The sequence below is a fragment of the Amycolatopsis sp. NPDC049868 genome (genome assembly GCF_044461365.1).
Lineage (GTDB): Bacteria > Actinomycetota > Actinomycetes > Mycobacteriales > Pseudonocardiaceae > Amycolatopsis.
On record NZ_JBITKV010000001.1, the window covers coordinates 198,369 to 222,253 of the forward strand.

Genomic DNA, 23,885 nt, shown 5'->3' on the forward strand with positions numbered 1-23,885 from the left:
GCCCGATAAAACAGCCTTCACCTGCGCTTTTGCCATTTATTGGACACCATCCGGGCCCGCGTTCGCCTTTTGTTTGCCACCGACTTGACAACGGACGCGGATGGCGAATCCGTGGCATACGAAAACCGTACGTACGTCTCCTGACCACTTCCTGGCGAAGGTCCCGCAGGGGATGCGCGAAGACGATCACTCCGCTTAGCGTCGAAAAGACAGCCGCTGATCGAGCGGCCAGGAACCAGGAGTACGGAATGGAACTCGTCGTGATCGTCGGGCTGGCGATGCTGGTCGGCGCCGGAGCGGGCTGGCTCGTTTCGGCGCGGTGTCATCAGCGCCGCCGGGCGGAACTCGTTCACTTCGCCCAGGCATGGGAATACGCGCGGTACGCCGGATATGTTTCGGCGCACCGGTACCCGAACGGGACCGGTGCGCCGTTCTTGCGGTGATTCAGGCGTGGACGACGCGGGCCAGTTCCGCCGGCGTGGCCAGCAGACGGTGTTTCGGCAGCACGCGGACGGTATAGCCGATCGAGCCCGGATGCGGCAGTTTCAACCGCGCCGCGAACGCGCCGATCCCGTCGCCCGACATGCCGACGGTGACGGGGTCGGTCAATTCGTCCCCGTCACCCACCTTCCCGACCACCGCCTGAACGTCCACTTCGGACGGTTCGAGACCGGCGAGGTCGATCCGCGCCCGGATGGTCACCTCGGTGCCGGTGACCATCGGCGCGGAGTCCTCGACGAGCAGTTCGGTGTCGAAGATCCGCACCCGTGGCCAGGAGACGTCCAGTTTGGTCCGGTAGTCGGCCAGCGACAACGCGCCGCGATATCCGTCGCCCGTGGCCTCCGCGACCATGCGCGAGGCGGGCAGGTAACCCGATTCGACGTATTCCCGCACCATTCGAGAAGCCTGCACACGCGGCCCGAGGGTCTCCAGCGTGTGCCACACCATCGACAGCCAGCCACCGGGCACTCCGTCGGCGCCGCGGTCGTAGAACAGCGGCGCGATCTGGTGGCCCAGCAGGTCGTAGAGCGCCGCGGCCTCCAGTTCGTCGCGGCGCAGCGGGTCGGTGACGCCGTCCGCGGTCGGGATCGCCCAGCCGTTGCTGCCGTCGTAGCACTCGTCCCACCAGCCGTCGCGGATGGACAGGTTGAGGCCGCCGTTGAGCGCGGATTTCATCCCCGAGGTGCCGCACGCCTCCAGCTGCCGCACCGGTGTGTTCAGCCAGACGTCGCAACCGCGGTAGAGGTAGCGCGCCATGGACATGTCGTAGTCCGGCAGGAAGACGATCCGGCGCCGGACCTCGGGATCGTCGACGAACCGGACGATCTGCTGGATCAGCTGCTTGCCGCCCTCGTCGGCCGGATGCGATTTGCCCGCGACGACGAGCTGGATCGGGCGCCGCTCGTCCAGCAGCAGCGCGCGCAGGCGATCCGGGTCGCGCAGCATCAGCGTGAGCCGTTTGTACGTCGGCACTCGGCGCGCGAAGCCGACGGTCAGCACGTCCGGGTCGAAGACCGTGTCGGTCCACCCGAGTTCGAGCGCGGACGCGCCGCGCTGCATCCACGCGGCCCGCACCCGGCGCCGCACCTCGGCGACCAGCTTCTCGCGCAGCTCCCGCCGCAGCGCCCACAGCTGCTCGTCGGTGACGCCGTCCCGCAGCGGCTTGCCCTGTGCCCCGTCGAGGCCCAGTTCCTCGTGGTTGCGGCCGAGCAGCGCGCTCAGCTCACGCGCCACCCAGGTCGGCCCGTGGACGCCGTTGGTGACCGAGGAGACGGGCACCTCGTCGAAGTCGAACCCGGGCCACAGCCGGGAGAACATCCGCCGCGAGACGCGGCCGTGCAGGGCCGAGACGCCGTTCGCGCGCTGGGCCAGCCGCAACCCCATATGCGCCATGTTGAACAGGCCGGGGTTGTCCTCCGCGCCGAGTGCGAGCACACGGCGCGGGTCGACGTCCGGGACCAGCCTGCCGTCGGTGAAGTACCGCTGGACCAGATCGACGGGGAACCGGTCGATACCGGCGCTGACCGGCGTATGCGTGGTGAACACGGTGCCGGCGCGGACGGCGGGCAGCGCCTCGTCGAACGCCAGCCCGTCGGCCTGGATGATCTCGCGGGCCCGTTCCAGCCCGAGGAATCCGGCGTGGCCCTCGTTGGTGTGGAACACCTTCGGCTGCGGATGCCCGGTCAGCTCGCAGTAGCGCCGCACCGCGCGGAAGCCGCCGATGCCGGACAGGATCTCCTGCCGGATGCGGTGGTCGGCGTCGCCGCCGTACAGCCGGTCGGTGACCGCGCGCAGGTCTTCGTCGTTGGCCTCGGTGTCGGTGTCCAGCAGCAGCAGCGGGATCCGGCCGACGCGGGCCTTCCAGATCTGCGCGTGCAGCGTGCGCCCGGCGGGCATCGCGACCTCGACCAGCACCGGTTCGCCGCCGTCGGTCAGCAGCTCCAGCGGGAAGGCGTTGGGGTCGATCACCGGGTAGTGCTCGACCTGCCAGCCGTCGAGCGACAGCGCCTGCCGGAAGTACCCGGCGCGGTAGAGCAGCCCGACGCCGACCATCGGCACGCCGAGGTCCGACGCCGCCTTGAGGTGGTCCCCGGCCAGCACGCCGAGACCGCCGGAGTAGTTCGGCAGTGCCTCGGTGACGCCGAACTCCATCGAGAAGTACGCGACGGCGGGCGGGAGGTCGGCGTCGTCCTGCTTCTGGTACCAGCGCGGCTCGGCGAGGTAGCGGTCCAGATCGGCGACCGCCTCGCGCGCGTGGGCGAGGAACGCGTCGTCGACGGCGAGTTCGTCGAGCCGGGCCGGGGGCAGGGCGGTGAGCATCCGCAGCGGATCGCGGACGCGGTCGAACAGCTCCGCGTCCATCGACGCGAACAGGTCGCGGGTGGGCGGATGCCAGGTCCAGCGCAGATTCGTGGCGAGGTCACCGAGGCCGGAGAGCGACTCCGGCAGGCTCGCGCGGACGGTGAACCGGCGGACTGCTCTCATGAAGAGCGACCATATCGGCACGGACCCCGCCCCGCTCAAGACCCACTTCGGGGATTACCTGCACGCGGCCCATAAGCGCTGGGTAGGGTCCCTGCTTGCCGGAGTACGCGGCCCGGTCGGGGCCCTGACGACAAGCGAGTGAACATGATCCAAGGGGGAGCGCGGGGCTTTCGCCGCCCGGCTCTGATCGCGGTCGTGACGGTGCTGGCCCTCGGGCTGAGCGCCTGCAGCGACAAGGGAGCCTCGACCGGTCAGCAAGGCAGCCAGCCGGGTGCCGGTGACATCGCCGGTCTGCCGGTCACGCATTTCGAGAGCGGGCTCAAGCCGAACGCGCCGAAGCCGGACCTGCAGGTCCGCAACGAGGACGGTTCCGAAGACGACCAGCTCGCCATCGCCGCGATCGCCGACGCCCAGGCCTACTGGACCGAGGTCATGCCGCGTGACTTCGGCCAGCCGTACGAGCCGCTGAAGTCGCTGCTGTCCTACAGCGCGAAGACCGACGACGAAGAGACCGAATGCGGGAGCGTCAAGAAGCTCGTCAACGCGTTCTACTGCCCGCCGGGTGACCTGGTGGCGTGGGACCGCGGCGTGCTGCTGCCCATGCTGCGCGAACGGTTCGGGAAGATGGCCGGCGCCGTCGTGCTGTCGCACGAACTCGGGCACGCCGTGCAGTACCGGCTCGCCGAGAAGGCGGGCATCAAGAAGAACACCCCGTCGATCGTCAAGGAGCAGCAGGCCGACTGCTTCGCAGGCGGTTACTTCCGTTGGGTCGCCGAGGACAAGAGCAAGTACTACCGGGTCTCGACGTCCGAAGGCCTCAACCAGGTCATGGCGTCGCTGTTCCTGATCCGCGACCAGGCGGGCACCAGCGCGACCAAACAGGGCGCGCACGGCACGGCGTTCGACCGCACGTACGCGTTCCAGGTCGGGTTCGAGAAGGGCCCGAAGGAATGCGCGGCGATGAACGAGGACAACATCAAGGCGCGGATCACCGAGCGCCCGTTCGACAAGGGTGACAAGGGCAAGGGCGACGAGAAGCTCGACGCCGAGATCATCGGGATCCTGAAGAAGAGCCTCGACAAGGCCTTCGAGGGTGCGGGCGTCCCCGGTCCGGAGATCACCGAGGACGGCAACGGCAGCTGCCCCGGCGGCCCCAGCACCCCGCCCGCGTCGTACTGCCCGTCGAACAACACCGTCAGCATCGACATGGCCAAGCTGCGGGAACTCGCGCAGCCGGTCGACCAGCAGGCGGAATGGGAAAGCGGGCACAGCGAGGGCAAGGGCGACTTCGCCGCGTTCTCGGAGATCGCGTCCCGGTACGCGATGGGCATCCAGAAGGGTGTCGGCGCGTCGATCGACAACGCGAACGCGGGACTTCGCACCGCCTGTCTGGTCGGCGCGTGGGCGAAGGCCAGCACCGTGCCCGGCGCGACGCTGCGGCTTTCGGCCGGTGACCTCGACGAGGCCATCTCGGACCTGCTGAGCCCGGAGAGCCTGGTCTCGGCCGACGTCAACGGCAAGCGCGTGGACAACGGTTTCGAGCGGCTCGAGGCACTGCGGAAGGGCTACCTGGAGACCTCGTCGGTCTGCTCGACCCAGTACGGCTGATCGGTCTGACCGGTCCGGTCACTGCTCCCTGAAGTGCTATGAACGGTCCGTTCCTTGCAAAATTTGCAAGGAACGGACCGTTCATAGCGTTCGGGGGTACCGAAAGAAACCTCAGTAGAGCGCGCTCGCCAGATCCCGGCGCGCCTTCATGACGCGCTCGTCCGCCGAGTCGAACAGTTCGAACAGCGCCACCAGGTGCTCCCGCACCTTGTTGCGCTCGTCGCCCGCGGTACGCCGCACGGCGGCGATCAGCCGCGCGAAGCCGGCTTCGGGCTGCTGCCCCGCGACTTCGAGGTCGGCGGCGGCGAGCTGGGCGTCGAGGTCGGCCGGGTCGGCGTCGGCCTTCGCGATCGCGTCCGGGCCGGCGGCCTCGGCGCGGGCGGTGAACTTGACCTGCGCGAGCGCGGTCTTGGCCTCCTCGTTCGCCGGTTCGACGTCCAGGATGCGCTCGTAGGCCGCCTGCGCCGCGGCGAAGTCACCGCGTTCGAAGGCCTCCTCGGCCTCGGTGAACCGCGGATCCTCCGGCACCTCGACACCGCCGCCGTTCTGCTCGGCGGCCTTGATCCCGGGCAGCCGGTCACGCAGCGCGTCGAGCAGCGAACCGAGCCACTTGCGGATCTCGGGTTCGGGCAGGGCGCCGGAGAACGCGTCGACCGGCTGGCCGCCGCCGATGGCGATGACCGTCGGGATCGACTGCGCGCCGAAGAGCTGCGCGATGCGCGGGTTGGCGTCGACGTCCACCTTCGCGAGCACCCAGGCGCCACCGGACTCGGCGGCGAGGCGTTCCAGCACGGGGCTGAGCTGCTTGCACGGGCCGCACCATTCGGCCCAGAGGTCGACGACCACCAGCTGCTGCAAGGAACGTTCGACGACCTCGGCCTGGAACGTCGCCTCGGTGACGTCGATCACGGCGCCCGCCGTGGCGGGGGCGCCGGGCGGGGCGTCGTCCGCGGGCCGCGGCGGGGCGGGGGGCTGTTTCTGGGGCGCCTCGGCACGCGCCTTGAGCGCGGAAAGGTCGACCGCGCCGGAAAGCGCGGCGGAGAGGGCCGCCGTCTTCGATGCTGATCCGCGTGGGTGTGTCACGGGCTCCATCCTGGCACGCATCCCCGAGCGTTTCACCGCATGCCCCCGGCTGCCCGCTTGGCAGGACGTCGGTGTTCCGGCAGGCTCGCCACGAGGGGGTGATCGACATTCCGACACGCAGGACGGCCACCGTGGTCGTCGCGATCGCCATCGCCATCACCTGGGTGAGCGTCATCACGGTCCTGATCGCCCATCAACCCGAACCCGGTGTCGCCAGTCCCGCGCAGCTGAAGGAAGGCCTCACCGCCGCGCTCAACGAACACGACGTCGAGGCCCTCTCCGAACTCATCGACTACCCGCCCGCGTCGGCCGGCGACTTCGCGAAGTCCTACGTCGACGCGCTGGCGACCCGCGGCGCCCACGACGTCACCGTGAAGTTCGCGCCGGACGATCTCGCGCCGACCTCGGCGACCGTCAGCGGGAAGCTCGGCGACGGCAGCTCCTTCGGCTATCCGGTGGCCATCGCGGTCAAGGACAAGCTGTGGCTGGTCTCGTTCACCCCGCCGCTCCCCTGACCGGTCACCAGAAGCAGCTGATCGTCAAGTCGTCGAGCCGCGCCCACTGGTCCCGGTTGTTCCCCGGCAGGTAGATGGCCAGATCGAGGGTGTGTGCCCCGCTGTTGATGAACTGAAAGCCGACGGCGCTGTAGCCGGCGCCACTGATGTCCAAGGTCGGGTTCTGCACCGTCTGACCGTCGCTGCTGAGGATGAACATCAGCTTCCGGGTGTCCGGGTTCAGCGCGAAGGCGTAAATCTCCACGACGCAGTGCGCGCCCGCGGGCGTGTTCACGGGCACCTTGATGTCCATCGCGGCGAACATGGCCGGCGGGCCGGCGTTCAGCCAGCCGTTGCTCGAGCCGCCCCGGCCGAAGCCCGTGTCGAAGCCCGCCCGGCCGCCGCCCCAGTCGATGATCTGCCAGTTCCGCTGCGGGTTGTTCTCGAAACCGTCCCAGACATCCATCCGGACGGCGTGCGCGGGAGCGGCCAGCAGGACCGGTACCGACACCGTCGCCACCACGAGCGCGATGAGTCTCTTGAGGATTTTCATACCGTCCAGGACACCGACGGCGTCCTGGACCGGCAACGACCTTCCGGGCAGCCCGCGAGGCGGACTACTCGCCGCTCAGATGCTTCTCGATTCGCTCCACCTTCGCGGTCAGCTGACCTTCGTAACCCGGCCGGATGTCGGCCTTGAGCACCAGCCCGACCCGTGACGAACCCTCGCCCGCGGCCTCGACGGCCCGCTTGACGACGTCCATCACCTCGTCCCAGCTGTCACCCTCGATGTTCGTGAACATCGCGTTGGTCGAATTGGGCAGGCCGGACTCGCGTACCACTTTCACCGCGCGGGCAACGGCCTCGCTGACCCCGCCGTCCTCTTCGGCCGCGGACGGGCTGACACTGAAGGCCACGATCATCTTCTGCTCCTCGTTCAGACGCTTTTCCCACGCATAACACCCGGTGGTGCGGCGTGGCACGGGTACCCGCTGGTAACTTCGAACGCCATGAGCCGTCCGTTGCCGTTCGACCCGATCGCCCGCGCGGCGCAGCTGTGGGAGGCCCGTATCGGGCCGTCCGAAACCATGGCCGCGGTGACCGGGATCATGCGCGTGCAACAGATCATCCAGTCGGCGGTGGACGGCGCGCTCAAACCGCACGGGCTGACCTTCGCCCGATACGAGGCGCTGGTCCTGCTGACCTTCGCCCGCGCGTCCCATCTGCCGATGCGCGTGATGGGCGAGCGGCTGCAGCTGCATCCGACGAGCGTCACCAACATCGTCGACAGGCTGGAGAAGGACGGCTTGGTCAAGCGCGTACCGCATCCGACCGACCGCCGGACCACACTGGTCGAGATCACCGACGAAGGCCGCGCACGCCGCGAAGAGGCCACGAAGGCGGTCACCGAAATCGACTTCGGGCTGACCGGGCTCACCGGCAAGCAGACCGAGCAGCTGACCGACCTGCTCACCAAGGTCCGCAAGGCCACCGGCGACTTCACCTGATAAGCGCGTGAAGGCCCCCTTCCCTCGGCTGAGCCGAGGGAAGGGGGCCTTCACGCGCTAAAAGATCAGACGGCGGCGGGCTCCGCGGACTTGGCCGCGAACAGGCCGACACCACCGTGCGACAGCCGCTGCGGGCCGTCGAGCTTGCCGTTGCGCAGCGCCCAGGCCTCGAACAGCCAGGTGAACAGCGGCGGGATGCTGGAGAGCAGCGCGAGGATCAGGGTCTTCGGGCGCCAGCCGAGCGGCTTCGCCACGGACAGGGAGACCAGCACGTAGAGGACGAACACGACGCCGTGCACCATGCCGAGGACGGGAACGCCGCCCTCGCCGAGCTTGACGGCGTACTTGAGGAACATCCCGACCAGCAGCCCGGCCCACGAGAGGGCTTCGGCTACCGCGGCCACGCGGAATACTAGAGCGGCCTTGCTGGACACTTTCTCCTCCTGTGGGGTCTCACCACTGTGTGTGTCTACATGACTACGTCCGACGAGCACTGTCCAAGGCGGACTCGCCAAGGACGTCAACAGCGCTGTCGGACGTGGTAATACCAGTGTGAGGCGTGACGGCGCTCACCGGAACACCGGGGGCCGTGATGCTTCTCACGACCCCCGGTGCGAACCGGTCTAAACCACTCGGATCACCCGGCGCAGGGCGATTTCGGCGCGCCTTCCGGGCCGGTCGCCCAGGTGGCGTTCGCCGCGTCGTCGGTGAGCTTGAAGTCCAAAGTGGTCCCTCGCGTCAACTGTTCAAACCCGACATACGCCCGCTGCGAACCGGATCCCAGTCCCTGGACGTACTGGAGCTTCGATCCGTCAGCGCCGTCGGCCTTGATCGTGATGTCGCGACCGTTCTCCAGATGCACCACGGACTTCTCGAACCGCGGCGCGTTCAGCAGGAACTGCCCGGTGCCCGGCACCGCCGGATACAGCCCCAGCGCGCTGAAGACGTACCACGCGGACATGGTCCCGAGGTCGTCGTTGCCGGTGACACCGTTGGGCGCGTTGGTGAACAACGTGTGCGCGGCGCGGACGACGGCCGAGGTCTTCCACGGCTGCCCGGTCAGCGTGTACATCCATGGCGAGTGCAGATCCGGCTCGTTGTTCGGGTTGTAGCGGAACTGGTTGTAGTAGTTGTACGGGCCGACGACCCATTCCTCGCGCACCGTCTTCGCCGGGTCCTTGAGCAGATCCCCGTAGGCGAAGAAGTCGTCGAGCCGCTTGCCTGCGTTCTCCTTGCCTCCCATCCGCTCGACGAGGCCGGGAACGTCCTGCTGCGTCAGCCACTGGTACTGCCACGACGTGCCCTCGTGGAACCCGTCCTGGCTCTGCGGGTCGAACGGCTTGCCCGCCGGGCTGAACCACGCTCCGCCTTCGAGTTTGGGCCGGTAGAAACCGGTGAAGCCGCGGTCGGTCACCGATGAATCCCACAGCGTGCGATAGCTGCGTCCCTTGTCCGCCAAGGCCTTCGCGTCGTCCTTCTGGCCGAGACCGGCGGCCATGATGGACAGCGAGCAGTCCGCGAGCGCGTACTCCAAAGTGGCCGAAGCGCCGTGGTTCGGGTCGGTGTCCTGCCCCTTCTTCGGGAAGTCCTTGTCGTACTGGACGAATCCGTCCTTCTGGTAGCTCGTGTTCCCCGAGCGGCCCTGGAACGGCGAGGACGCGGGCGGGATCTCCCGAGAGTTCTGCAGAAGTGCCTGGTACGCCTTGAGTTCCTGCCCGGACAGCGCGCCGAAGCGCCACAGGTCGACGAGGAACGGGGTGACCGGATCGCCGGTCATCGTGTTCGTCTCCTGGTTCGCGTACGCCCAGCGCGGCAGCCAGCCACCCTGGTCGTGGATGGCGAGCACCGACTTCGCGACGTCCTTCGCCCGCGACGGCCGCAGGAGGGCGAGCAGCTGGTTCTGCGTGCGATAGGTGTCCCACAACGAGAAGAACTCGTAGTACGTCCAGCCGAGCGCGCGGTGGATCCTGTCGTCGAACCCGCGGTAGCGGCCGTCGGCGTCGTTGCCGGTCAACGGTTGCAGGAGCGCGTGGTACAGCGAGGTGTAGAACACCGTGCGGTCGTCCTTCGTACCGCCCTTGATGTCCACTGAGGACAGTTCCTTGCGCCAAGCGCGCTGGGCACCGTCGCGGACCGCGTCGAACGAACGCCCCTTCTCCGACGCCAGGTTGAGCTTGGCGCCGGAAGCGTCCACATGGGAGATCGCCGTCGTCGCGGTGACCTGTCCGCCGCCGAAGGTCAGCCACGCGCCGCGCAGCCCTTCACCACCGGCGGACTCCTTCGAGCCCGGGGTACCGCCCGCCGGCGACCAGGTGCCGAAGGATTTGAACGGCTTGTCGAACGTCGTGGTGAACCAGGTCTTGTACGGCTTGCCGCCGCAGAACGCCTGTGACTCCACCATTCCCTCGACCGTGCGGTCACCCACGACGCGGATCTGGCTCGCCGTCACGGGCTCCTTGTCGTTGGCCTGCCCGACGTTGACGAAAACGTTCGCGTCGCCCGATTTCGCGAACGTGTATCGCTCGGCACCGGTCCGCGTGGTCGCGGTGGTCTCCGCGTCGACGCCGCCGTAACCGGTGAGCCGCACCTTGTAGTAGCCGGGTTTCCCGACCTCGCCCTCGTGCGTGTACGGCGAGGCGTACTTCTTGTGGTCGAACGTCTCGGGTTTCGTGGTGTCGAACGCCGCGCCGGGCCCGACCGCGCCGGTGGTGGGCAGGGTCGACACGAGGCCGCCCTGCTCCCAGCAGCCCGCACCGGACAGGAAGAAATGCCCGAAGCCGCGGATCGCGGTGTCGTCGTAGCGGTAGCCGGCGTAATGCGATGAGATCGGGCTGACCTGCGTCATCCCGAACGGGGCCGAAGCGCCGGGGAAGGTGTTCCCGTCGTCCTTGGTGCCGATGAAGGTGTTGACCGCGTCCACGGGGTCGCCACCGGGCGCCGCCGCCGCGACGGGCGTGACCAGCCCGGCGGGAACGACCAGCGCGGTGAGCAACCCGGCGACGCGGGTCGAAGTACGTGCAGGCATGGGAAAGGCCGCCTCCTGACAACGTTGTCGCTGCCCGTCCACCTTCGACAAGAACGGACCACCTGGTCAAGAGGTCCGTCAAACCCTGTCCGATTCAGGACAGCGGCTCGCCGCAATGCGACATACGGACCAGCCGGCCGTAACGGTTCGAACTCGGAAGTCGGTACCGGGGCGAATCGGGCATTGACACGGCGGCGTCGCTGGCGTTCAATTCGCGCCACTATGACAACGTTGTCTTCCAGCGGACCGGACAACGGTCACCGCACCACCAGCCGACGGGCCACGATGAGTGACGTGGCCCGGCTCGCGGGCGTGAGCATCAAAACCGTCTCGCGGGTAGTGAACGACGAGCCCGCCGTCCATCCGGACACCGCGGAGCGCGTCATGGCGGCGATCGAGCAGCTCGGGTTCCGGCGCAACCTCGGCGCGCGGAACCTGCGGCGCGGCTCGACCACCGGGACGATCGGCCTGATCGTCGAAGACGTCGGGAACCCCTTCTACTCCGAGCTCAACCGGGCCGTGGAACGGATCGCGACCTCGTTCGGCCGCCAGGTGCTGACCGGTTCGTCGGAGGAGAACTCGGACCGCGAACGCGAACTCGTCCTGGAGTTCTGCTCCCGCCGGGTGGACGGCATCCTCGTCGTCCCCGCCGGGATGCAGCACGGCTATCTGGTCCCCGAGATGCGCGCCGGCACGCCCGTGGTGTTCCTCGACCGGCCCGCCGGCGACATCATGGCCGACACGGTGCTGGTCGACAACATCGGCGGCACCGTCGAAGCGGTCGCCCACCTCGCGAAACACGGCCACCGCCGGATCGCGTTCCTCGCCGACAGCCCCGACATCTTCACCGCGGGCGAACGCCTGCGCGGTTTCCGGGAAGGCTGCGTGCGCAACGGGATCCCCTTCGACGACGGCCTCGTCGTGATGCGGACGCCGACCGCCGAGAGCGTCGGCGACGCCGTGAAACGGCTGCTCACCGGGGCGAACCCGGCCACCGCCGTGGTCGCGGGCAACAACCGGGTCGCCGTGCACCTGCTGCGCGCGCTGGCCCACGCCGAACGCCGGCCCGCGATGATCAGCTTCGACGACTTCGAACTGGCGGATCTGCTGGATCCGCCGGTCTCCGTGATCGCGCACGACGTGAGCGCGCTGGGCCGGGCGGCCGCGGAACTGCTGTTCGCCCGGGTCCAGGGAGATCAATCCGCACCGAGAAAGGTAGTTCTGCCCGTGCATCTCGTAGCCCGCGGTTCCGGGGAGGTCGCGCCTTCATGAGCGGCCACCTCGAACCGATCCGCCTGCCGGCGAACCAGCCGCCGCAGTTCTACCGCGGCGGCGACGCCATCGCCGCGTTGCGGGGCGCCCCGGCCGAGGCCGAATTCGGACCGGAAGACTGGGTCGGCTCGGCCACCACGATGTTCGGCCAGGAGACCAACGGCCTGACCAAGCTGCCCAGCGGGGTCTGGCTGCGCGACGCCGTCCGTGAGAACCCGGCCGCGTGGCTCGGCGCCAAGCACGTCGAGGCGCTCGGCGATTCGACCGGCCTGCTGGTGAAGCTGCTCGACGCGGGCCAGCGCCTGCCGGTGCACTTCCACCCTTCGGACTCGTTCGCGAAGCGGCACTTCGACTCGCACTTCGGCAAGACCGAGGCGTGGATCGTGGTCGGCACCTACGGTGACGACCCTCGCGTCTACCCCGGCTTCAAGCAGACCGTCGACAAGGCGATGGTCAACGAATGGGCCCGCACGCAGGACGCGCCCGCCATGCTGGATGCGCTGAACAGCGTCGCGGTCGCCCCCGGCGACACGGTCTACATCCCGGCGGGTCTTCCGCATGCGATCGGCGAAGGCGTGTTCGTCGTCGAACTCCAGCAGCCGACCGACTTCTCGCTGACCCTGGAATGGCGGGACTTCCTGGCGAACCCGGAGAAGGCACACCTCGGGATCGGCTTCGAGACCGCCATCGAAACCCTGGACACGTCGGGCTGGGACGAAGAACGGCTCGGCTCGATCGTCAAACGCACCGCCGGCGACGAATCGTCCACTGTGGACCTCCTCGCCGACGGCAGTGACGCGTTCTTCCGCGCCGACCGGCTCCGGCCCGCCGTTTCCGGTAGGTCGACAACGTTGTCACTCGACCCGTCGTTCGCGGTACTGGTGGTCATGGACGGTTCGGGCACGCTCCGCACCGAACACGGCGGCGAGTACGCGCTGCGCAAGGGCGAGACCTACGTGGTCCCGTACGACGCCGGTCAGGCAGACGTGGAGGGCGACCTCACGATCATCCGCTGCCGGCCGCCCGCACCCGAGAAGAGGGAGCGATCGTGAGCGAACTCCTGCTCGACGCACAGAACCTGGTCAAACGCTACGGCTCGGTGGAGGCGCTGCGCGGCGCTTCGTTCCAGGCCCGCGCCGGTGAGGTCACCGCGCTGATCGGCGACAACGGCGCCGGGAAGTCCACTTTGGTCAAATGCCTGTCCGGCGCGGAACAGCCGACGTCGGGCAAGATCCTGCTCGACGGCTCCGAAGTGGTGCTCGATTCCCCCACCACGGCACGGCGGATGGGGATCGAGACGGTGTACCAGGACCTCGCGGTCGCACCGGAACTCGACCCGGCCGCGAACCTGTTCCTCGGCAGGGAGATCCACCGCAAGGGGATCCTCGGCAAGCTCGGGATGCTGGACAAGAAGGAGATGAAACGTCAGGCCGTGGAGGAGTTCCAGCGGCTCGGCGTGACCCTGCAGAGCACCGACGTCCCGATCGGCTCGCTTTCGGGCGGGCAGCGGCAAAGTGTCGCCGTCGCGCGGTCGGTCGTCTGGGCGTCGAAGGTCGTGTTCATGGACGAGCCGACGGCCGCGCTCGGCGTCGTGCAGCGCGAACGCGTGCTCGACGTGATCAAGAAGGTGCGGGACAAGGGCATCGCCGTCGTGCTGATCAGCCACAACATGCCCGAGGTGCTGTCGGTGTCCGACCGGATCGAGGTGCTGCGGCTCGGCAAGCGCGTCGCCCGGTTCACCGGCGACGGCACGAAACTGGAAGACCTGGTCGCCGCGATGACGGGCGCCCTCGTACAAGAGGAGGCGGCGTGACCGTGTCCACTCCGACGAAGAAGGATCCCGGGATCCAGACCTCCGTGGACGGCGGCTTCGGCAAGCGCTCGATCGGGCAGCGGCTGATCGGGGCCAACACGTTCTGGATCGCGTTGGTACTGCTGGCGCTGATCATCGTGTTCACCGCGATCGCGCCCGCCGAGTTCGCGACGCTGTTCACCTTCCAGACCCTGCTCATCGAGACCTCGGTGCTGCTGGTGCTCTCGGTCGGCATGACGTTCGTGATCATCACCTCCGGTATCGATCTCTCGGTCGGTTCGGTGCTGATCTTCGCGGGCATGGTGGCGGGCAAGACGATGGAGGCGCTGAGCCCGGACGGCGACGCGACGAAGGCCGGGTGGGGTGTCATCACCGCCGGGCTCGTGGCCGCCGTCGTCGCGGGCACGATCTGGGGCCTGATCAACGGTTTCCTGATCGCGGTGGCGAACATCCCGCCGCTGATCGTCACGCTCGGCACGATGGGTGCCGCGCTGGGCGCCGCGTACCTGCTGAACAACGGGTCCGACGTGCGCAGCGTGCCGACCGAGCTCAACAAGACGCTCGGCTACGGGACGTCGTTCGGCGGGGTGCCGAACCTGGTGCTGGTGGCCGTGGTGATCACGCTGATCGGCGCCTGGCTGTTGCACACCACCAAATTCGGCCGCTACACCTACGCCGTCGGCTCGAACGCCGAGGGCGCGCGGCGGGCGGGCATCGGGGTGACCGCGCACCTGCTGAAGGTGTACACGCTCACCGGTTTCCTCGCCGGTGTCGCCGGTTTCCTCTCGCTGGCGTACTACGCGTCGACGACGATTTCGGCGCACACCACCGACAACCTCAACGCCATCGCCGCCACGGTGATGGGCGGGACGAGTCTCTTCGGCGGTGTCGGTTCGGTGCTGGGCACGGTGATCGGCGTGTTCATCCCGGCCGTGCTGAAGAAGGGCTTCAACATCACGCAGGTCCAGGACTTCTGGCAGATGATCGCGGTCGGCGCGGTGCTGATCGCCGCGGTCTGGTTCGACCAGCGGCGCCGTCGTCGCCGCAATTCTCGCTGATCCCTACGCACAAAGAGGTGCTATCCCCATGAAGAAAACCCTGCTCGTCGCCGGTGCCGCCGTCTCCGCGGCCCTCCTGCTGACCGCCTGCGGCGGCGGCACCGTCGGCGAGGCGCCGTCGGGCGACTCCGGCGCCAAGACCAACAACAAGAAGCTGTCGCTCATCCCGGGTGTGCAGGCCGAGCCGTTCTACATCTCGATGCAGTGCGGTGCACAGGCCGAAGCCAAGAAGGCGGGCTACGAACTCACCACGCAGGCGCCGCAGAAGTTCGACGCCGCCATGCAGACCCAGCTGGTCAACGCCCTGGGCTCCAACCCGCCCGCCGCGCTGCTCATCGCGCCGACCGACGCCCAGGCGATGCTCGCGCCGATCCAGCAGGTCAAGAACCGCGGCGCGAAGATCATCGAGGTCGACACCGCGCTGAAGGACACCAGCGTGGCCGAGTCGTCTATCTCCTCGGACAACGCCGAGGGCGGCAAGCTCGCCGCGAAGACGATGGCGGAACTGGCCGCGGGCAAGACCGGTTCGGTGCTGGTGCTCGACACCATCGCCGGCACCTCGACCACGAACACCCGCGCGAAGGGCTTCGAGGACGAGCTGAAGAACTACCCGAACCTGAAGTCGGCGGGCGTCCAGTTCACCCAGAACGAGCCCGACCAGGCCGCGTCCAAGGTGACCGCCGCGCTGGCGTCCACCCCGGACCTGATCGGCATCTTCGTCACCAACCTCAACACCGGTGAGGGCGCCGCGACCGGCCTGCGGAACGCGGGCAAGGTCGGCGCGGTCAACCTGATCGGCTTCGACGCCTCGCCGTCGGAGATCGAGGGTCTGAAGAAGGGCGAGTACCAGGGCCTCATCGCGCAGGACCCGGCCGCCATCGGGCAGCAGGGCGTTCAGCAGGCCATCGCGGCACTGGAGGGCAAGCCGGTGACGCGGAACCTGACCGCTTCGCTGCACTCGATCACCAAGGCGAACATGGACGCGAACGCTCAGTACTTCTACAAGCAGAGCTGCTGACGCGCTTTGGTAATGCTATGAACGGTCCGTTCCTTGCAAATTTTGCAAGGAACGGACCGTTCATAGCATCCGGGACCGGCTCACTCCCGCGGCTCGACCAGCTTCCCTCGCGTGAGATGAAGGGGCCTTTCATAGCGAAATTTGCGATAAAAGGCCCCTCATCTCACGCGGTCGAGGGCCGGATGTCATGAAAGGGTCGTTCAGGACGAAAAACGTCCTGAACGACCCTTTCATGACATCCGGGAGGCGCTCACTCCGCGAACTCGACCACCCCAGCGGGCGCGAACAGCGTGAGAGCCGCGTACAGCCGAGCGCCCCCGCCCAGATGCCCCAGCGCGTACGCGTACTCACCGTCCTCAAGCAGCACTTCGGGTCCCGAACCGGTCCACTCGAGGCGGTAATGCCACCAGTGCATCCACCGCCCCACGCGCCGCTTCTCCCGCCACACCCGCAACCGCGTCACCTCGGTCCACCGGACCTCGAACACACCCGGCACCGAGAACCCCGCGCCGGAGAGCATCAACGAGCCCGCCGAGCGCCGGAGCGCGAGCAGGATCAGCCCCGCGAAAGCCACGCTGAGCAGCCCGAAAACCTCGCCGGACCACCCAGGCCTGGCCAGCGACACGACGACGGCCACCACGCCCCCGACGCCGAACACCACGAAACCGACCATCGCGAACCGCCGCATCACGACGTCCAAGCGCACCAGCACCGCATCACCGGGGACCATGTCCGGAGCGTAACCGGCGAAACCACGCACCGACGTTAGGATCTAGGCCCCAACGTCGCGGAGGAGGCCGGATGACCACCCGTCTGCCCTGGCGCCCCGCCGCGAGCGCGGATCCGGTGCCGGTGCTCGCCGCCGCCCAGCGCGTCTCCGACGATCTCATGGACGGCCTCGCCGGGCCCCGCGCCCGCCACGCGGCGCACGGCCTCCGGCGGCTGTTCGACGTCCCAGGCCTCGGGCTGACCGACCTCTCCGGCTCGCTGATCTGGTCGGGCAGACCGGCCGCCGACGACGTCGTGGCCGCGGCGCTCGACGAGGTCCTCCATTCCGAGACGCCGGTGTCCGAGCCCGGGCTGCTGGCGCTGCCCCTGCACGTCCACGACGAACTGGCCGGTGTCCTCCTGGTCTCGGACGGGACGAACGCCGTCGCCCGCCAAGCCGTCGAACTCGTCGTCCACGCGCTCGAACGCGGCAGGCTGGAGGCCTCCGCCGAGCAGGCCGCGGAGGCCGAACTGCGGGCGCTGCGGGCCGAGATCTCGCCGCATTTCGTCTACAACGCGCTCACCGTGATCTCCTCGCTGGTCCGCTCCGATCCGGACCGCGCCCGCGATCTGATGCTCGACTTCGCCGAGTACACGCGCTACAGCCTCGCGAGGCACGGTGAGTACACGATGGTCGCCGAGGAGTTCCGCGCCATCGAGACGTACTTGGCGTTGCAGCGCGCCGTGCTCGGCGAGCGGCTGCGGGTACAGGTACGCGTCGCGCCGGAGGTGCTGGCCGTCGCGGTGCCGTATCTCGTGCTGGAACCGTTGGTGGAGAACGCGATCCGGCACGGGATCGAGCCGCGCGCCGAGGCGGGGTTCATCCAGGTTCAGGGAATGGCGGAAGGGAACGACTGCGTGATCAGCGTCGAGGACGACGGTCTCGGCATGGACCCCGCCCGCGCGGCGGCGATCCTGGCCGGGCGCGGCGACGACGGCGGCGTCGGACTGGCCAATGTGGACAAAAGACTGCGGAGCGTCTACGGGCCTTGGTACGGCCTGACGGTCGAGACCGAGACCGGCGCGGGCACCAGGGTCGTGGTGCGGGTGCCCCGGTTCCAGCCGGGGGTGCTGCCGTGACGAACGGACTGCGGGTGCTCGCGGTCGACGACGTCCCGCCCGCCCTCGACGAGCTGTGCAGCCTGCTGCGCGAGGCCCCGGAAGTCGCCGAGGTGGTCGCCGCCGGAGACGCGGTCGACGCGCTCAAACTGTTGCAGGGCAGTCATTTCGACGCTGTCTTCCTCGACATCTCCATGCCCGGCCTCGACGGGCTCGAACTCGCCTCCCTGCTGGCGCGGCTCAACGAACCACCGGTGATCGTGTTCGTCACCGCGCACGACGGGCACGCCGTGGCCGCGTACGGTATCGGCGCGGTCGACTACCTGCTCAAACCGGTCCGCGCGGAACGACTGTCCGCCGCACTGTCCAAAGTGGTCCGGATGGCGGGCAACCAGGCCGACGAGCCGAAACCCGCGCCGGACGCGATGTCCGCGTTGCCGGTGGAATCCGGTGGGCGCACCCGGTACGTCCGGCGCGACGACGTCCAGTTCGTCGAGGCGCACGGCGATTACGTCCGGCTGCACACGAAATCCGGCGTGCATGTCACGCGGATGCCCATCTCCCGACTCGAAGAGTATTGGGAGGGAACGGGGTTCACCCGCGTCCACCGAGGCTTCCTGCTCGCCGTGGACGCGGTGCTCGAACTGCGCAGCGACACCACCGGTGGGTTGCTGGCCCATACGGAGGCGGGCGACGTGCCGGTGAGCCGCCGCCACGCGCGCGACCTGCGCGACCGGCTGCTCGCCGCCGCGCAACGCGGCGAACTGGGCCGGGGAAGCCGCCCGTGAGCCGCGTCAAACGGGTCGCCGTCACCAGCCCGCAGACCCGGCTCGCGCGGTCGCGGCGCCGGGCACGCGGCCGCTGGCGGGTCCCCCGGCTGGCGGCGAGCGACGCCGAACGCGCGGACCTGCTGTACCGGGCCCAGCGCCGTCGCGGGCTCCCCGCGCTGGCCGGGATGTTCGGACTGGTCTTCGGGCTCCCGCTGGTGTTCGCGCTGTTCCCGGGGCTGGATTCGGTACGGCCGGCGGGAATCCCGCTGTCCTGGCTGATGATCGCGATCCTCCCGTACCCGGCCATGGCATTGCTGTCGTGGTGGCAGTTGCACCGGGCGGAAAAGATCGAGGACGACTAGTGGTCGCGGCGCTCTCGGTGGCCCCGGTCGTGCTGGTCACCCTGCTGATCGGGTTGCGCGGGGTCGCGGCCATGCGCACGACGTCGGATTTCCTCGTCGCCTCGCGCCGGATCTCGCCGCTGGTCAACTCCGCCGCGGTCTCCGGCGAATACCTGTCCGCGGCGTCGTTCCTCGGTGTGGCCGGGCTGGTGGTGAAGGACGGCATCGGCGCGCTCTGGTATCCGGTCGGGTTCACCGCCGGGTACATCGCGATGCTGGTGCTCGTCGCGGCGCCGATGCGGCGCTCCGGCGCGCTCACCGTCCCGGACTTCGCCGAAGCGCGGCTCGCCTCCCCCGCCCTGCGCCGTCTCGCCGCCGTCGTCGTCCTCGTGATCGGAACCCTTTACCTGGTCCCGCAATTCCGGACCGCGGGGCTCGTGCTGACCGCGGTCGGCGGAACGCCGTACTGGGTCGGCGTCGTCATCGCGGGCACCGCCGTCAGCGCGACACTGGCGCTCGGCGGGATGCGCGCGGCGACCTACGTCCAGGCCTTCCAGTTCGTGCTGAAGCTGCTGCTGTTCATCGTCCCCGCGATCTGGCTGGTCTCCCAGGTGTCCCCGGAGCAGCGATCGGCTTCGGTGCATCCGGTGGAATTCACCCACTTCGCCCGGGACACCCAGCTGTCCTTCGAGATCGACGTGACGTTGACCCTGCGCGAGCCGACCACCCTGCTCACCCCGGAAAAGCATGTCGTTCCGCCGGGTGAACTGGTGGCCAGGAGCGGGGAGACACTGCGCTTCGCCGAGGGGACCCCGGTTCCCTCGGTCCGGGGCGGCGCCCCGCTGGGCGGACCGGACTGGCAACGGCCGCTGCTCGACCTCGGCGATCACGGCTATCCGCTGCTCGGCACGTGGGCGATCCTGATCGCCACCATGCTCGGCACGATGGGCCTGCCGCATGTCCTGATGCGCTTCCACACCAGCCCGGACGGCCGGGCCGCCCGCCGGACCGCGGCGATCACCGTCGCCCTGCTCGGCGTGTTCTACCTGTTCCCCGGGGTTTACGGAGTTTTCGGCCGGGTGCTGGTGCCCGAGCTGTACGTCTCCGGCGCGACGGACACGGTCGTCGTCGCGTTGCCGGCGCAGATCGACGACGGCTGGGCGGGATCGCTGTTCACCGGTTTGCTGACGGCCGGCGCGTTCGCCGCGTTCCTGGCGACGTCGCTCGGGCTGCTGCTGGTGATCTCCGGCGCGGTCGCGCACGACCTGGCGCCCGGCGGCCTGCGGAGGCTGCGGTGGTCGGTGCTCGGCGCGGCGGCGGTGATGGTCCTGCTCGCGCTGCCGTCGGCCAGATTGGACGCGGGCGTCCTCGTCACCTGGGGATTCACCGTGGCCGCGTCGACGTTCTGCCCGTTGCTGGTGCTGGGCATCTGGTGGAACCGGCTCACCGCCGCGGGCGCGATCAGCGGCGTCCTCGCCGGGCTCGTCGCGTCTTCGGGCTCGATCCTCGTGGCCTTGTTCGTCCCGAGTTTGAGCGGCCTGCCCGCGATCCTCGTGTCGCAGCCCGCGCCTTGGTCGGTTCCGCTGGCATTCGGAGTAATGATCGTGGTTTCCTTGCGTGGCAGGCCTCCCGCCTGGTCGACGGCCGCCATGCTGCGGCTGCATCTGGACGATCGGACAGCCGAGGCCCCTTCGTCGTGGTCCGACCACCGTTCGTCGACCGTTCGTCGTCTCGGCAGACGTTTGAACCGCTGAAGGTTCCGGTCTCCTTGACCTCTCCTTAACGTGTCGCGGAACACATTCGCGGTGCGAGGAGAGCACGATGAGTACCGAAACGAACGCTCCCAGTCCGCCGGAAACGGACTGGGACAAAGCCCATGACAGCGCGGAGTTCAAGGAACTGCGGGCTCGGCTGCGCCGGTTCGTGTTCCCCGTCTCGGCGTTGTTCCTCCTCTGGTACCTGCTCTACGTGCTGCTCGCCGACTACGCGCACGGCTTCATGAGCACGAAGCTGGTCGGCAACATCACCGTCGGCCTGGTCTTCGGTCTGCTGCAGTTCGTTTCGACCTTCGTGATCACGGGGCTCTACGTCCGTTACGCGAACAAGAAACTCGACCCCATCGCGGAGAAGATCCGCACGGATATCGAGAGTGAGACCAAATGACCCTCGCCGCCGGAGTCGAGGGCAGCAGCCCCGTACTCAACATCACCATCTTCGGACTGTTCGTGGTGGTCACGCTGTTCGTCGTGTTCCGGGCGAGCCGCAACACGAAGACGGCGTCGGACTACTACGCCGCGGGCCGCGCGTTCACCGGCCCGCAGAACGGCGTCGCCATCGCGGGCGACTACCTGTCCGCCGCGTCGTTCCTCGGGATCGCGGGCGCGATCGCCGTCTACGGCTACGACGGTTTCCTGTACTCCATCGGCTTCCTGGTGGCGTGGCTGGTGGCGTTGCTGCTGGTCGCGGAACTGCTGCGCAACACCGGCAAGTTCACCATGGGCGACGTGCTGGCGTTCCGGATGAAGCAGCGCCCGGTGCGGGCCGCGGCGGCGACGTCCACCCTGGCCGTCTCGTTCTTCTACCTGCTGGCGCAGATGGCGGGTGCCGGTGGCCTCGTCGCGCTGCTGCTCGGGATCGAGAGCAAGGCCGGGCAGGCCGCGATCATCGTGATCGTCGGCATCATCATGATCGCCTACGTGCTCATCGGCGGGATGAAGGGCACCACCTGGGTCCAGATCATCAAGGCGGCGCTGCTCATCGTCGGCGCGCTGGCGATGACGCTGTGGGTGCTGGGTATGTACGGCTTCAACCTCTCCGCGTTGCTGCAGGGCGCCGTGGACAAGGCGGGCAAGGCCGGTGAGGCGCTGCTCGGGCCGGGCAACCAGTACGGCAAGACCGGCACGACGAAACTCGACTTCCTGTCGCTGGGTATCGCGCTGGTGCTCGGGACCGCGGGCCTGCCGCACGTCCTGATGCGCTTCTACACCGTGCCGACGGCGAAGGAAGCCCGCCGTTCCGTGGTGTGGGCGATCGGCCTGATCGGTGTCTTCTACCTGTTCACCCTGGTGCTCGGCTACGGCGCCGGCGCGCTGGTCGGCGCGGACAAGATCAAGGCCGCGCCCGGTGGCGTGAACTCGGCGGCTCCGCTGCTGGCGCTGGAACTCGGCGGCCCGATCCTGCTCGGCCTGATCGCGGCGATCGCCTTCGCGACGATCCTCGCCGTGGTCGCGGGGCTCACGATCACCGCGTCGGCGTCGTTCGCGCACGACGTCTACGCCAACGTGATCAAGAAGGGCAAGGCGACCCCCGCTTCAGAGGTGAAGGTCGCCCGGATCACCGCGCTGGTGATCGGCGCGGTCGCGATCCTCGGCGGCATCCTCGCCAACGGGCAGAACATCGCGTTCCTCGTGGCGCTCGCGTTCGCGGTGGCGGCGTCGGCGAACCTGCCGACCATCCTGTACTCGCTGTTCTGGAAGCGGTTCAACACCCAAGGCGCGTTGTGGAGCATCTACGGCGGCCTCGCGGTCTGCATCGTGCTGATCGTGTTCTCGCCGGCGGTCTCGGGTAAACCGGTCGACGCCAAGACCGGCAAGAGCGCCTCGATGATCCAGGGAGTCGACTTCCACTGGTTCCCGCTGGACAACCCCGGCATCATTTCGATCCCCGTGGCGTTCTTCCTCGGCTGGCTCGGCACCGTGCTGTCCAAGGAGCACAACCAGAAGAAGTACGCCGAGATGGAGGTCCGGTCCCTCACCGGGGCGGGCGCCGAAAAGGCGGTCGCTCACTGATCGCCGGGACGGTGCGGCCGGCATCCAACGCCCCCGGCCGCACCGTCCCGGTTCCCATTCCCCTCAGTACGGCAGCTTTCCCGCCGTCAGCCCGGTCAGCTTCGCGCGGAGGTCCGCACGGACCGACTTCCACAGCCCGGTGCCCAGCGAGATCCGCGCCACCCCCAGTTCGGCGAGCGCGGAGAGATCGGGGCCCGAAGGCATCGGAGCGGCGTTGACCGCCCCAGGTGCCACCGCTTTCACGAACTCGCCCAGTACTTCCGGCGACTTCACCAGGATCGGGTAGACGCAGTCCGCACCGGCCTCCAGATACGCCTTGGCCCGCAAGATCGCGTCGTCCAGGACGGCCCGCTCGTCGGACGCGCCGAGGAAGACGTCGACGCGGGCGTTGATCACCAGCGCGTCCCCGGCGGCCTCCCGCAACCGGCCGACCCGTTCCGCCTGTGCCTCCACCGGGTGGACGCCGCCCGAAGCATGGTCGGTGTCCTCGTAGTTGCAGCCGACGGCGCCCGCCTCGGCCAGCCTCGCCGCGAGTTCTCCCGCTTCGAGCCCGTACCCGCCTTCCACGTCGACGGTCACCGGCACCGAGACCGCCCGCGCGATCCTCGCGGCCGCCGCGAACATCTCGTCGGCGGGCGCGGCCTCCCCGTCCTCGTAGCCGAGGACCTTGGCCACGGCGAAGGAACTCGTCGCCACGACGGGGAACCCGGCGGCCTCCACGAGACGCGCGCTGTCCGCGTCCCACGCGTTCGGCAGGAGGAGCGGTTCACCCGCGACGTGCAGCTCTCGCAGTCGCGCCGCGGTCATTCGGCGCGCTCGGGCAGCGGCGCGTGGCTGGTCACGCACATCCGGTTCCAGCTGTTGATCGCGATGGCCTCCCAGACGATGGCGCGGTACTGCTCCTCGGTGAACACGCGGGTGGCCTCTTCGTAGACGTCGTCCGGGACGTCGTGCAGGGTCGCGACGTTCGTGATCGCCTCGGTGAGCGCGAGCGCGGCGCGCTCCTGCTCGGTGAACAGTTCGGTCTCCCGCCAGCCCTGCAGCACGAACAGCCGCCGAGGTGACTCGCCCATCTGCAGCGCGTCGTGGGAATGCATGTCCAGGCAGAACGCGCAGTGGTTGATCTGCGACGACCGCATCTTCACCAGTTCGAGGATCTTCTGGTCGACACCGGCGTTGGCGGCGGCCTTCTCGACTTCGGCCTGCAGTTTCGCCATGGCCTGGTAGATCTCGGGCACTCGTTTGCCCACGTGGATTCGCTCGGTCATGACTGCGAATCTAGCGGCGACTGGCCC

24 protein-coding genes are annotated in these 23,885 nt (G+C 68.7%); 15 read left to right on the plus strand and 9 right to left on the minus strand.

What is annotated here, in order from left to right; translation table 11 throughout:
- Positions 1 to 248 precede the first annotated feature (248 nt).
- A complete protein-coding gene (locus tag ACIBTM_RS01010; protein ID WP_395874304.1) occupies positions 249 to 443 on the plus strand; it encodes a hypothetical protein in 195 nt (64 codons plus the stop codon).
- A 1-nt stretch (position 444) separates the two neighbouring features.
- On the opposite strand, the gene glgP is transcribed toward ACIBTM_RS01010, so the two are convergent.
- Positions 445 to 2,985, minus strand: a complete 2,541-nt coding sequence (gene glgP, locus ACIBTM_RS01015; RefSeq protein ID WP_395874306.1) for an alpha-glucan family phosphorylase — start codon at positions 2,983 to 2,985, stop codon at positions 445 to 447.
- A 138-nt stretch (positions 2,986 to 3,123) separates the two neighbouring features.
- On the opposite strand from glgP, the gene ACIBTM_RS01020 reads away from it, so the two are divergent.
- The gene (locus ACIBTM_RS01020) at positions 3,124 to 4,593 is read left to right on the plus strand and encodes a neutral zinc metallopeptidase (RefSeq protein WP_395874308.1); all 1,470 of its coding nucleotides are present in this window, start codon (positions 3,124 to 3,126) and stop codon (positions 4,591 to 4,593) included.
- 111 nt (positions 4,594 to 4,704) lie between these two features.
- On the opposite strand, the gene ACIBTM_RS01025 is transcribed toward ACIBTM_RS01020, so the two are convergent.
- Positions 4,705 to 5,676 carry a tetratricopeptide repeat protein gene (locus ACIBTM_RS01025; protein WP_395874310.1) on the minus strand — a complete coding sequence of 324 codons (972 nt, stop codon included), beginning with the start codon at positions 5,674 to 5,676 and terminating at the stop codon, positions 4,705 to 4,707.
- A 98-nt stretch (positions 5,677 to 5,774) separates the two neighbouring features.
- On the opposite strand from ACIBTM_RS01025, the gene ACIBTM_RS01030 reads away from it, so the two are divergent.
- On the plus strand, positions 5,775 to 6,191 hold the full coding sequence (locus tag ACIBTM_RS01030) for a hypothetical protein (protein WP_395875763.1): 417 nt from the start codon (positions 5,775 to 5,777) through the stop codon (positions 6,189 to 6,191).
- A 4-nt stretch (positions 6,192 to 6,195) separates the two neighbouring features.
- Here the strand turns inward: ACIBTM_RS01030 and ACIBTM_RS01035 are convergent, their stop codons facing one another.
- Both ACIBTM_RS01035 and ACIBTM_RS01040 read right to left on the minus strand, forming a co-directional pair.
- Positions 6,196 to 6,723 carry a hypothetical protein gene (locus ACIBTM_RS01035; protein ID WP_395874312.1) on the minus strand — a complete coding sequence of 176 codons (528 nt, stop codon included), beginning with the start codon at positions 6,721 to 6,723 and terminating at the stop codon, positions 6,196 to 6,198.
- A gap of 64 nt (positions 6,724 to 6,787) precedes the next feature.
- A complete protein-coding gene (locus ACIBTM_RS01040; protein ID WP_395874314.1) occupies positions 6,788 to 7,093 on the minus strand; it encodes an MTH1187 family thiamine-binding protein in 306 nt (101 codons plus the stop codon).
- 87 nt (positions 7,094 to 7,180) lie between these two features.
- Between ACIBTM_RS01040 and ACIBTM_RS01045 the strand changes: the two genes are divergently transcribed.
- Positions 7,181 to 7,678 (plus strand): MarR family winged helix-turn-helix transcriptional regulator, encoded by a 498-nt coding sequence (locus ACIBTM_RS01045; protein WP_395874316.1) that lies wholly within the window; start codon positions 7,181 to 7,183, stop codon positions 7,676 to 7,678.
- Between the two features lie 65 nt (positions 7,679 to 7,743).
- Here the strand turns inward: ACIBTM_RS01045 and ACIBTM_RS01050 are convergent, their stop codons facing one another.
- Complete coding sequence (locus ACIBTM_RS01050) at positions 7,744 to 8,112, minus strand: DUF3817 domain-containing protein (RefSeq protein ID WP_125689534.1); 369 nt, start codon at positions 8,110 to 8,112, stop codon at positions 7,744 to 7,746.
- A 203-nt stretch (positions 8,113 to 8,315) separates the two neighbouring features.
- Positions 8,316 to 10,703 carry a GH92 family glycosyl hydrolase gene (locus tag ACIBTM_RS01055; RefSeq protein WP_395874319.1) on the minus strand — a complete coding sequence of 796 codons (2,388 nt, stop codon included), beginning with the start codon at positions 10,701 to 10,703 and terminating at the stop codon, positions 8,316 to 8,318.
- Between the two features lie 285 nt (positions 10,704 to 10,988).
- On the opposite strand from ACIBTM_RS01055, the gene ACIBTM_RS01060 reads away from it, so the two are divergent.
- From ACIBTM_RS01060 to ACIBTM_RS01080, 5 genes are read left to right on the plus strand one after another with little or no spacing between them, the layout of a single operon-like run.
- Positions 10,989 to 11,975: a LacI family DNA-binding transcriptional regulator gene (locus ACIBTM_RS01060; protein ID WP_240600424.1), complete on the plus strand. Its 987-nt coding sequence runs from the start codon at positions 10,989 to 10,991 to the stop codon at positions 11,973 to 11,975.
- Positions 11,972 to 13,027 carry a class I mannose-6-phosphate isomerase gene (locus tag ACIBTM_RS01065; RefSeq protein WP_395874322.1) on the plus strand — a complete coding sequence of 352 codons (1,056 nt, stop codon included), beginning with the start codon at positions 11,972 to 11,974 and terminating at the stop codon, positions 13,025 to 13,027. The genes ACIBTM_RS01060 and ACIBTM_RS01065 overlap by 4 nt, the downstream gene beginning before the upstream one ends.
- Positions 13,024 to 13,788 (plus strand): ATP-binding cassette domain-containing protein, encoded by a 765-nt coding sequence (locus ACIBTM_RS01070; protein WP_395874324.1) that lies wholly within the window; start codon positions 13,024 to 13,026, stop codon positions 13,786 to 13,788. Before ACIBTM_RS01065 ends, ACIBTM_RS01070 begins: the two co-directional genes overlap by 4 nt.
- On the plus strand, positions 13,785 to 14,846 hold the full coding sequence (locus ACIBTM_RS01075) for an ABC transporter permease (protein WP_395874326.1): 1,062 nt from the start codon (positions 13,785 to 13,787) through the stop codon (positions 14,844 to 14,846). The genes ACIBTM_RS01070 and ACIBTM_RS01075 overlap by 4 nt, the downstream gene beginning before the upstream one ends.
- A 28-nt stretch (positions 14,847 to 14,874) precedes the next feature.
- Complete coding sequence (locus tag ACIBTM_RS01080) at positions 14,875 to 15,864, plus strand: ABC transporter substrate-binding protein (protein WP_395874328.1); 990 nt, start codon at positions 14,875 to 14,877, stop codon at positions 15,862 to 15,864.
- 250 nt (positions 15,865 to 16,114) lie between these two features.
- Here the strand turns inward: ACIBTM_RS01080 and ACIBTM_RS01085 are convergent, their stop codons facing one another.
- Positions 16,115 to 16,594, minus strand: coding sequence for a hypothetical protein (locus tag ACIBTM_RS01085; RefSeq protein ID WP_395874330.1), 480 nt, complete (start codon positions 16,592 to 16,594; stop codon positions 16,115 to 16,117).
- 71 nt (positions 16,595 to 16,665) lie between these two features.
- Between ACIBTM_RS01085 and ACIBTM_RS01090 the strand changes: the two genes are divergently transcribed.
- The 6 genes from ACIBTM_RS01090 to ACIBTM_RS01115 all read left to right on the plus strand — a co-directional run bounded on the left by ACIBTM_RS01090 (position 16,666) and on the right by ACIBTM_RS01115 (position 22,590).
- Positions 16,666 to 17,712: a sensor histidine kinase gene (locus tag ACIBTM_RS01090; protein ID WP_395874332.1), complete on the plus strand. Its 1,047-nt coding sequence runs from the start codon at positions 16,666 to 16,668 to the stop codon at positions 17,710 to 17,712.
- Positions 17,709 to 18,479: a LytTR family DNA-binding domain-containing protein gene (locus tag ACIBTM_RS01095; protein ID WP_240600409.1), complete on the plus strand. Its 771-nt coding sequence runs from the start codon at positions 17,709 to 17,711 to the stop codon at positions 18,477 to 18,479. The genes ACIBTM_RS01090 and ACIBTM_RS01095 overlap by 4 nt, the downstream gene beginning before the upstream one ends.
- Positions 18,476 to 18,823: a hypothetical protein gene (locus ACIBTM_RS01100; RefSeq protein WP_395874334.1), complete on the plus strand. Its 348-nt coding sequence runs from the start codon at positions 18,476 to 18,478 to the stop codon at positions 18,821 to 18,823. The genes ACIBTM_RS01095 and ACIBTM_RS01100 overlap by 4 nt, the downstream gene beginning before the upstream one ends.
- Positions 18,823 to 20,556, plus strand: coding sequence for a cation acetate symporter (locus tag ACIBTM_RS01105; protein WP_395874336.1), 1,734 nt, complete (start codon positions 18,823 to 18,825; stop codon positions 20,554 to 20,556). Before ACIBTM_RS01100 ends, ACIBTM_RS01105 begins: the two co-directional genes overlap by 1 nt.
- Positions 20,557 to 20,623: 67 nt before the next feature.
- Entirely contained in the window at positions 20,624 to 20,965 is a 342-nt protein-coding gene (locus ACIBTM_RS01110) for a DUF485 domain-containing protein (RefSeq protein ID WP_007031706.1), read from the plus strand.
- The gene (locus tag ACIBTM_RS01115; RefSeq protein WP_395874338.1) at positions 20,962 to 22,590 is read left to right on the plus strand and encodes a cation acetate symporter; all 1,629 of its coding nucleotides are present in this window, start codon (positions 20,962 to 20,964) and stop codon (positions 22,588 to 22,590) included. Before ACIBTM_RS01110 ends, ACIBTM_RS01115 begins: the two co-directional genes overlap by 4 nt.
- Before the next feature lie 63 nt (positions 22,591 to 22,653).
- Here the strand turns inward: ACIBTM_RS01115 and ACIBTM_RS01120 are convergent, their stop codons facing one another.
- On the minus strand, positions 22,654 to 23,397 hold the full coding sequence (locus ACIBTM_RS01120) for an isocitrate lyase/phosphoenolpyruvate mutase family protein (protein ID WP_395874340.1): 744 nt from the start codon (positions 23,395 to 23,397) through the stop codon (positions 22,654 to 22,656).
- On the minus strand, positions 23,394 to 23,858 hold the full coding sequence (locus ACIBTM_RS01125) for a carboxymuconolactone decarboxylase family protein (RefSeq protein ID WP_016336647.1): 465 nt from the start codon (positions 23,856 to 23,858) through the stop codon (positions 23,394 to 23,396). Before ACIBTM_RS01125 ends, ACIBTM_RS01120 begins: the two co-directional genes overlap by 4 nt.
- Between the last annotated feature and the right edge of the window lie 27 nt (positions 23,859 to 23,885).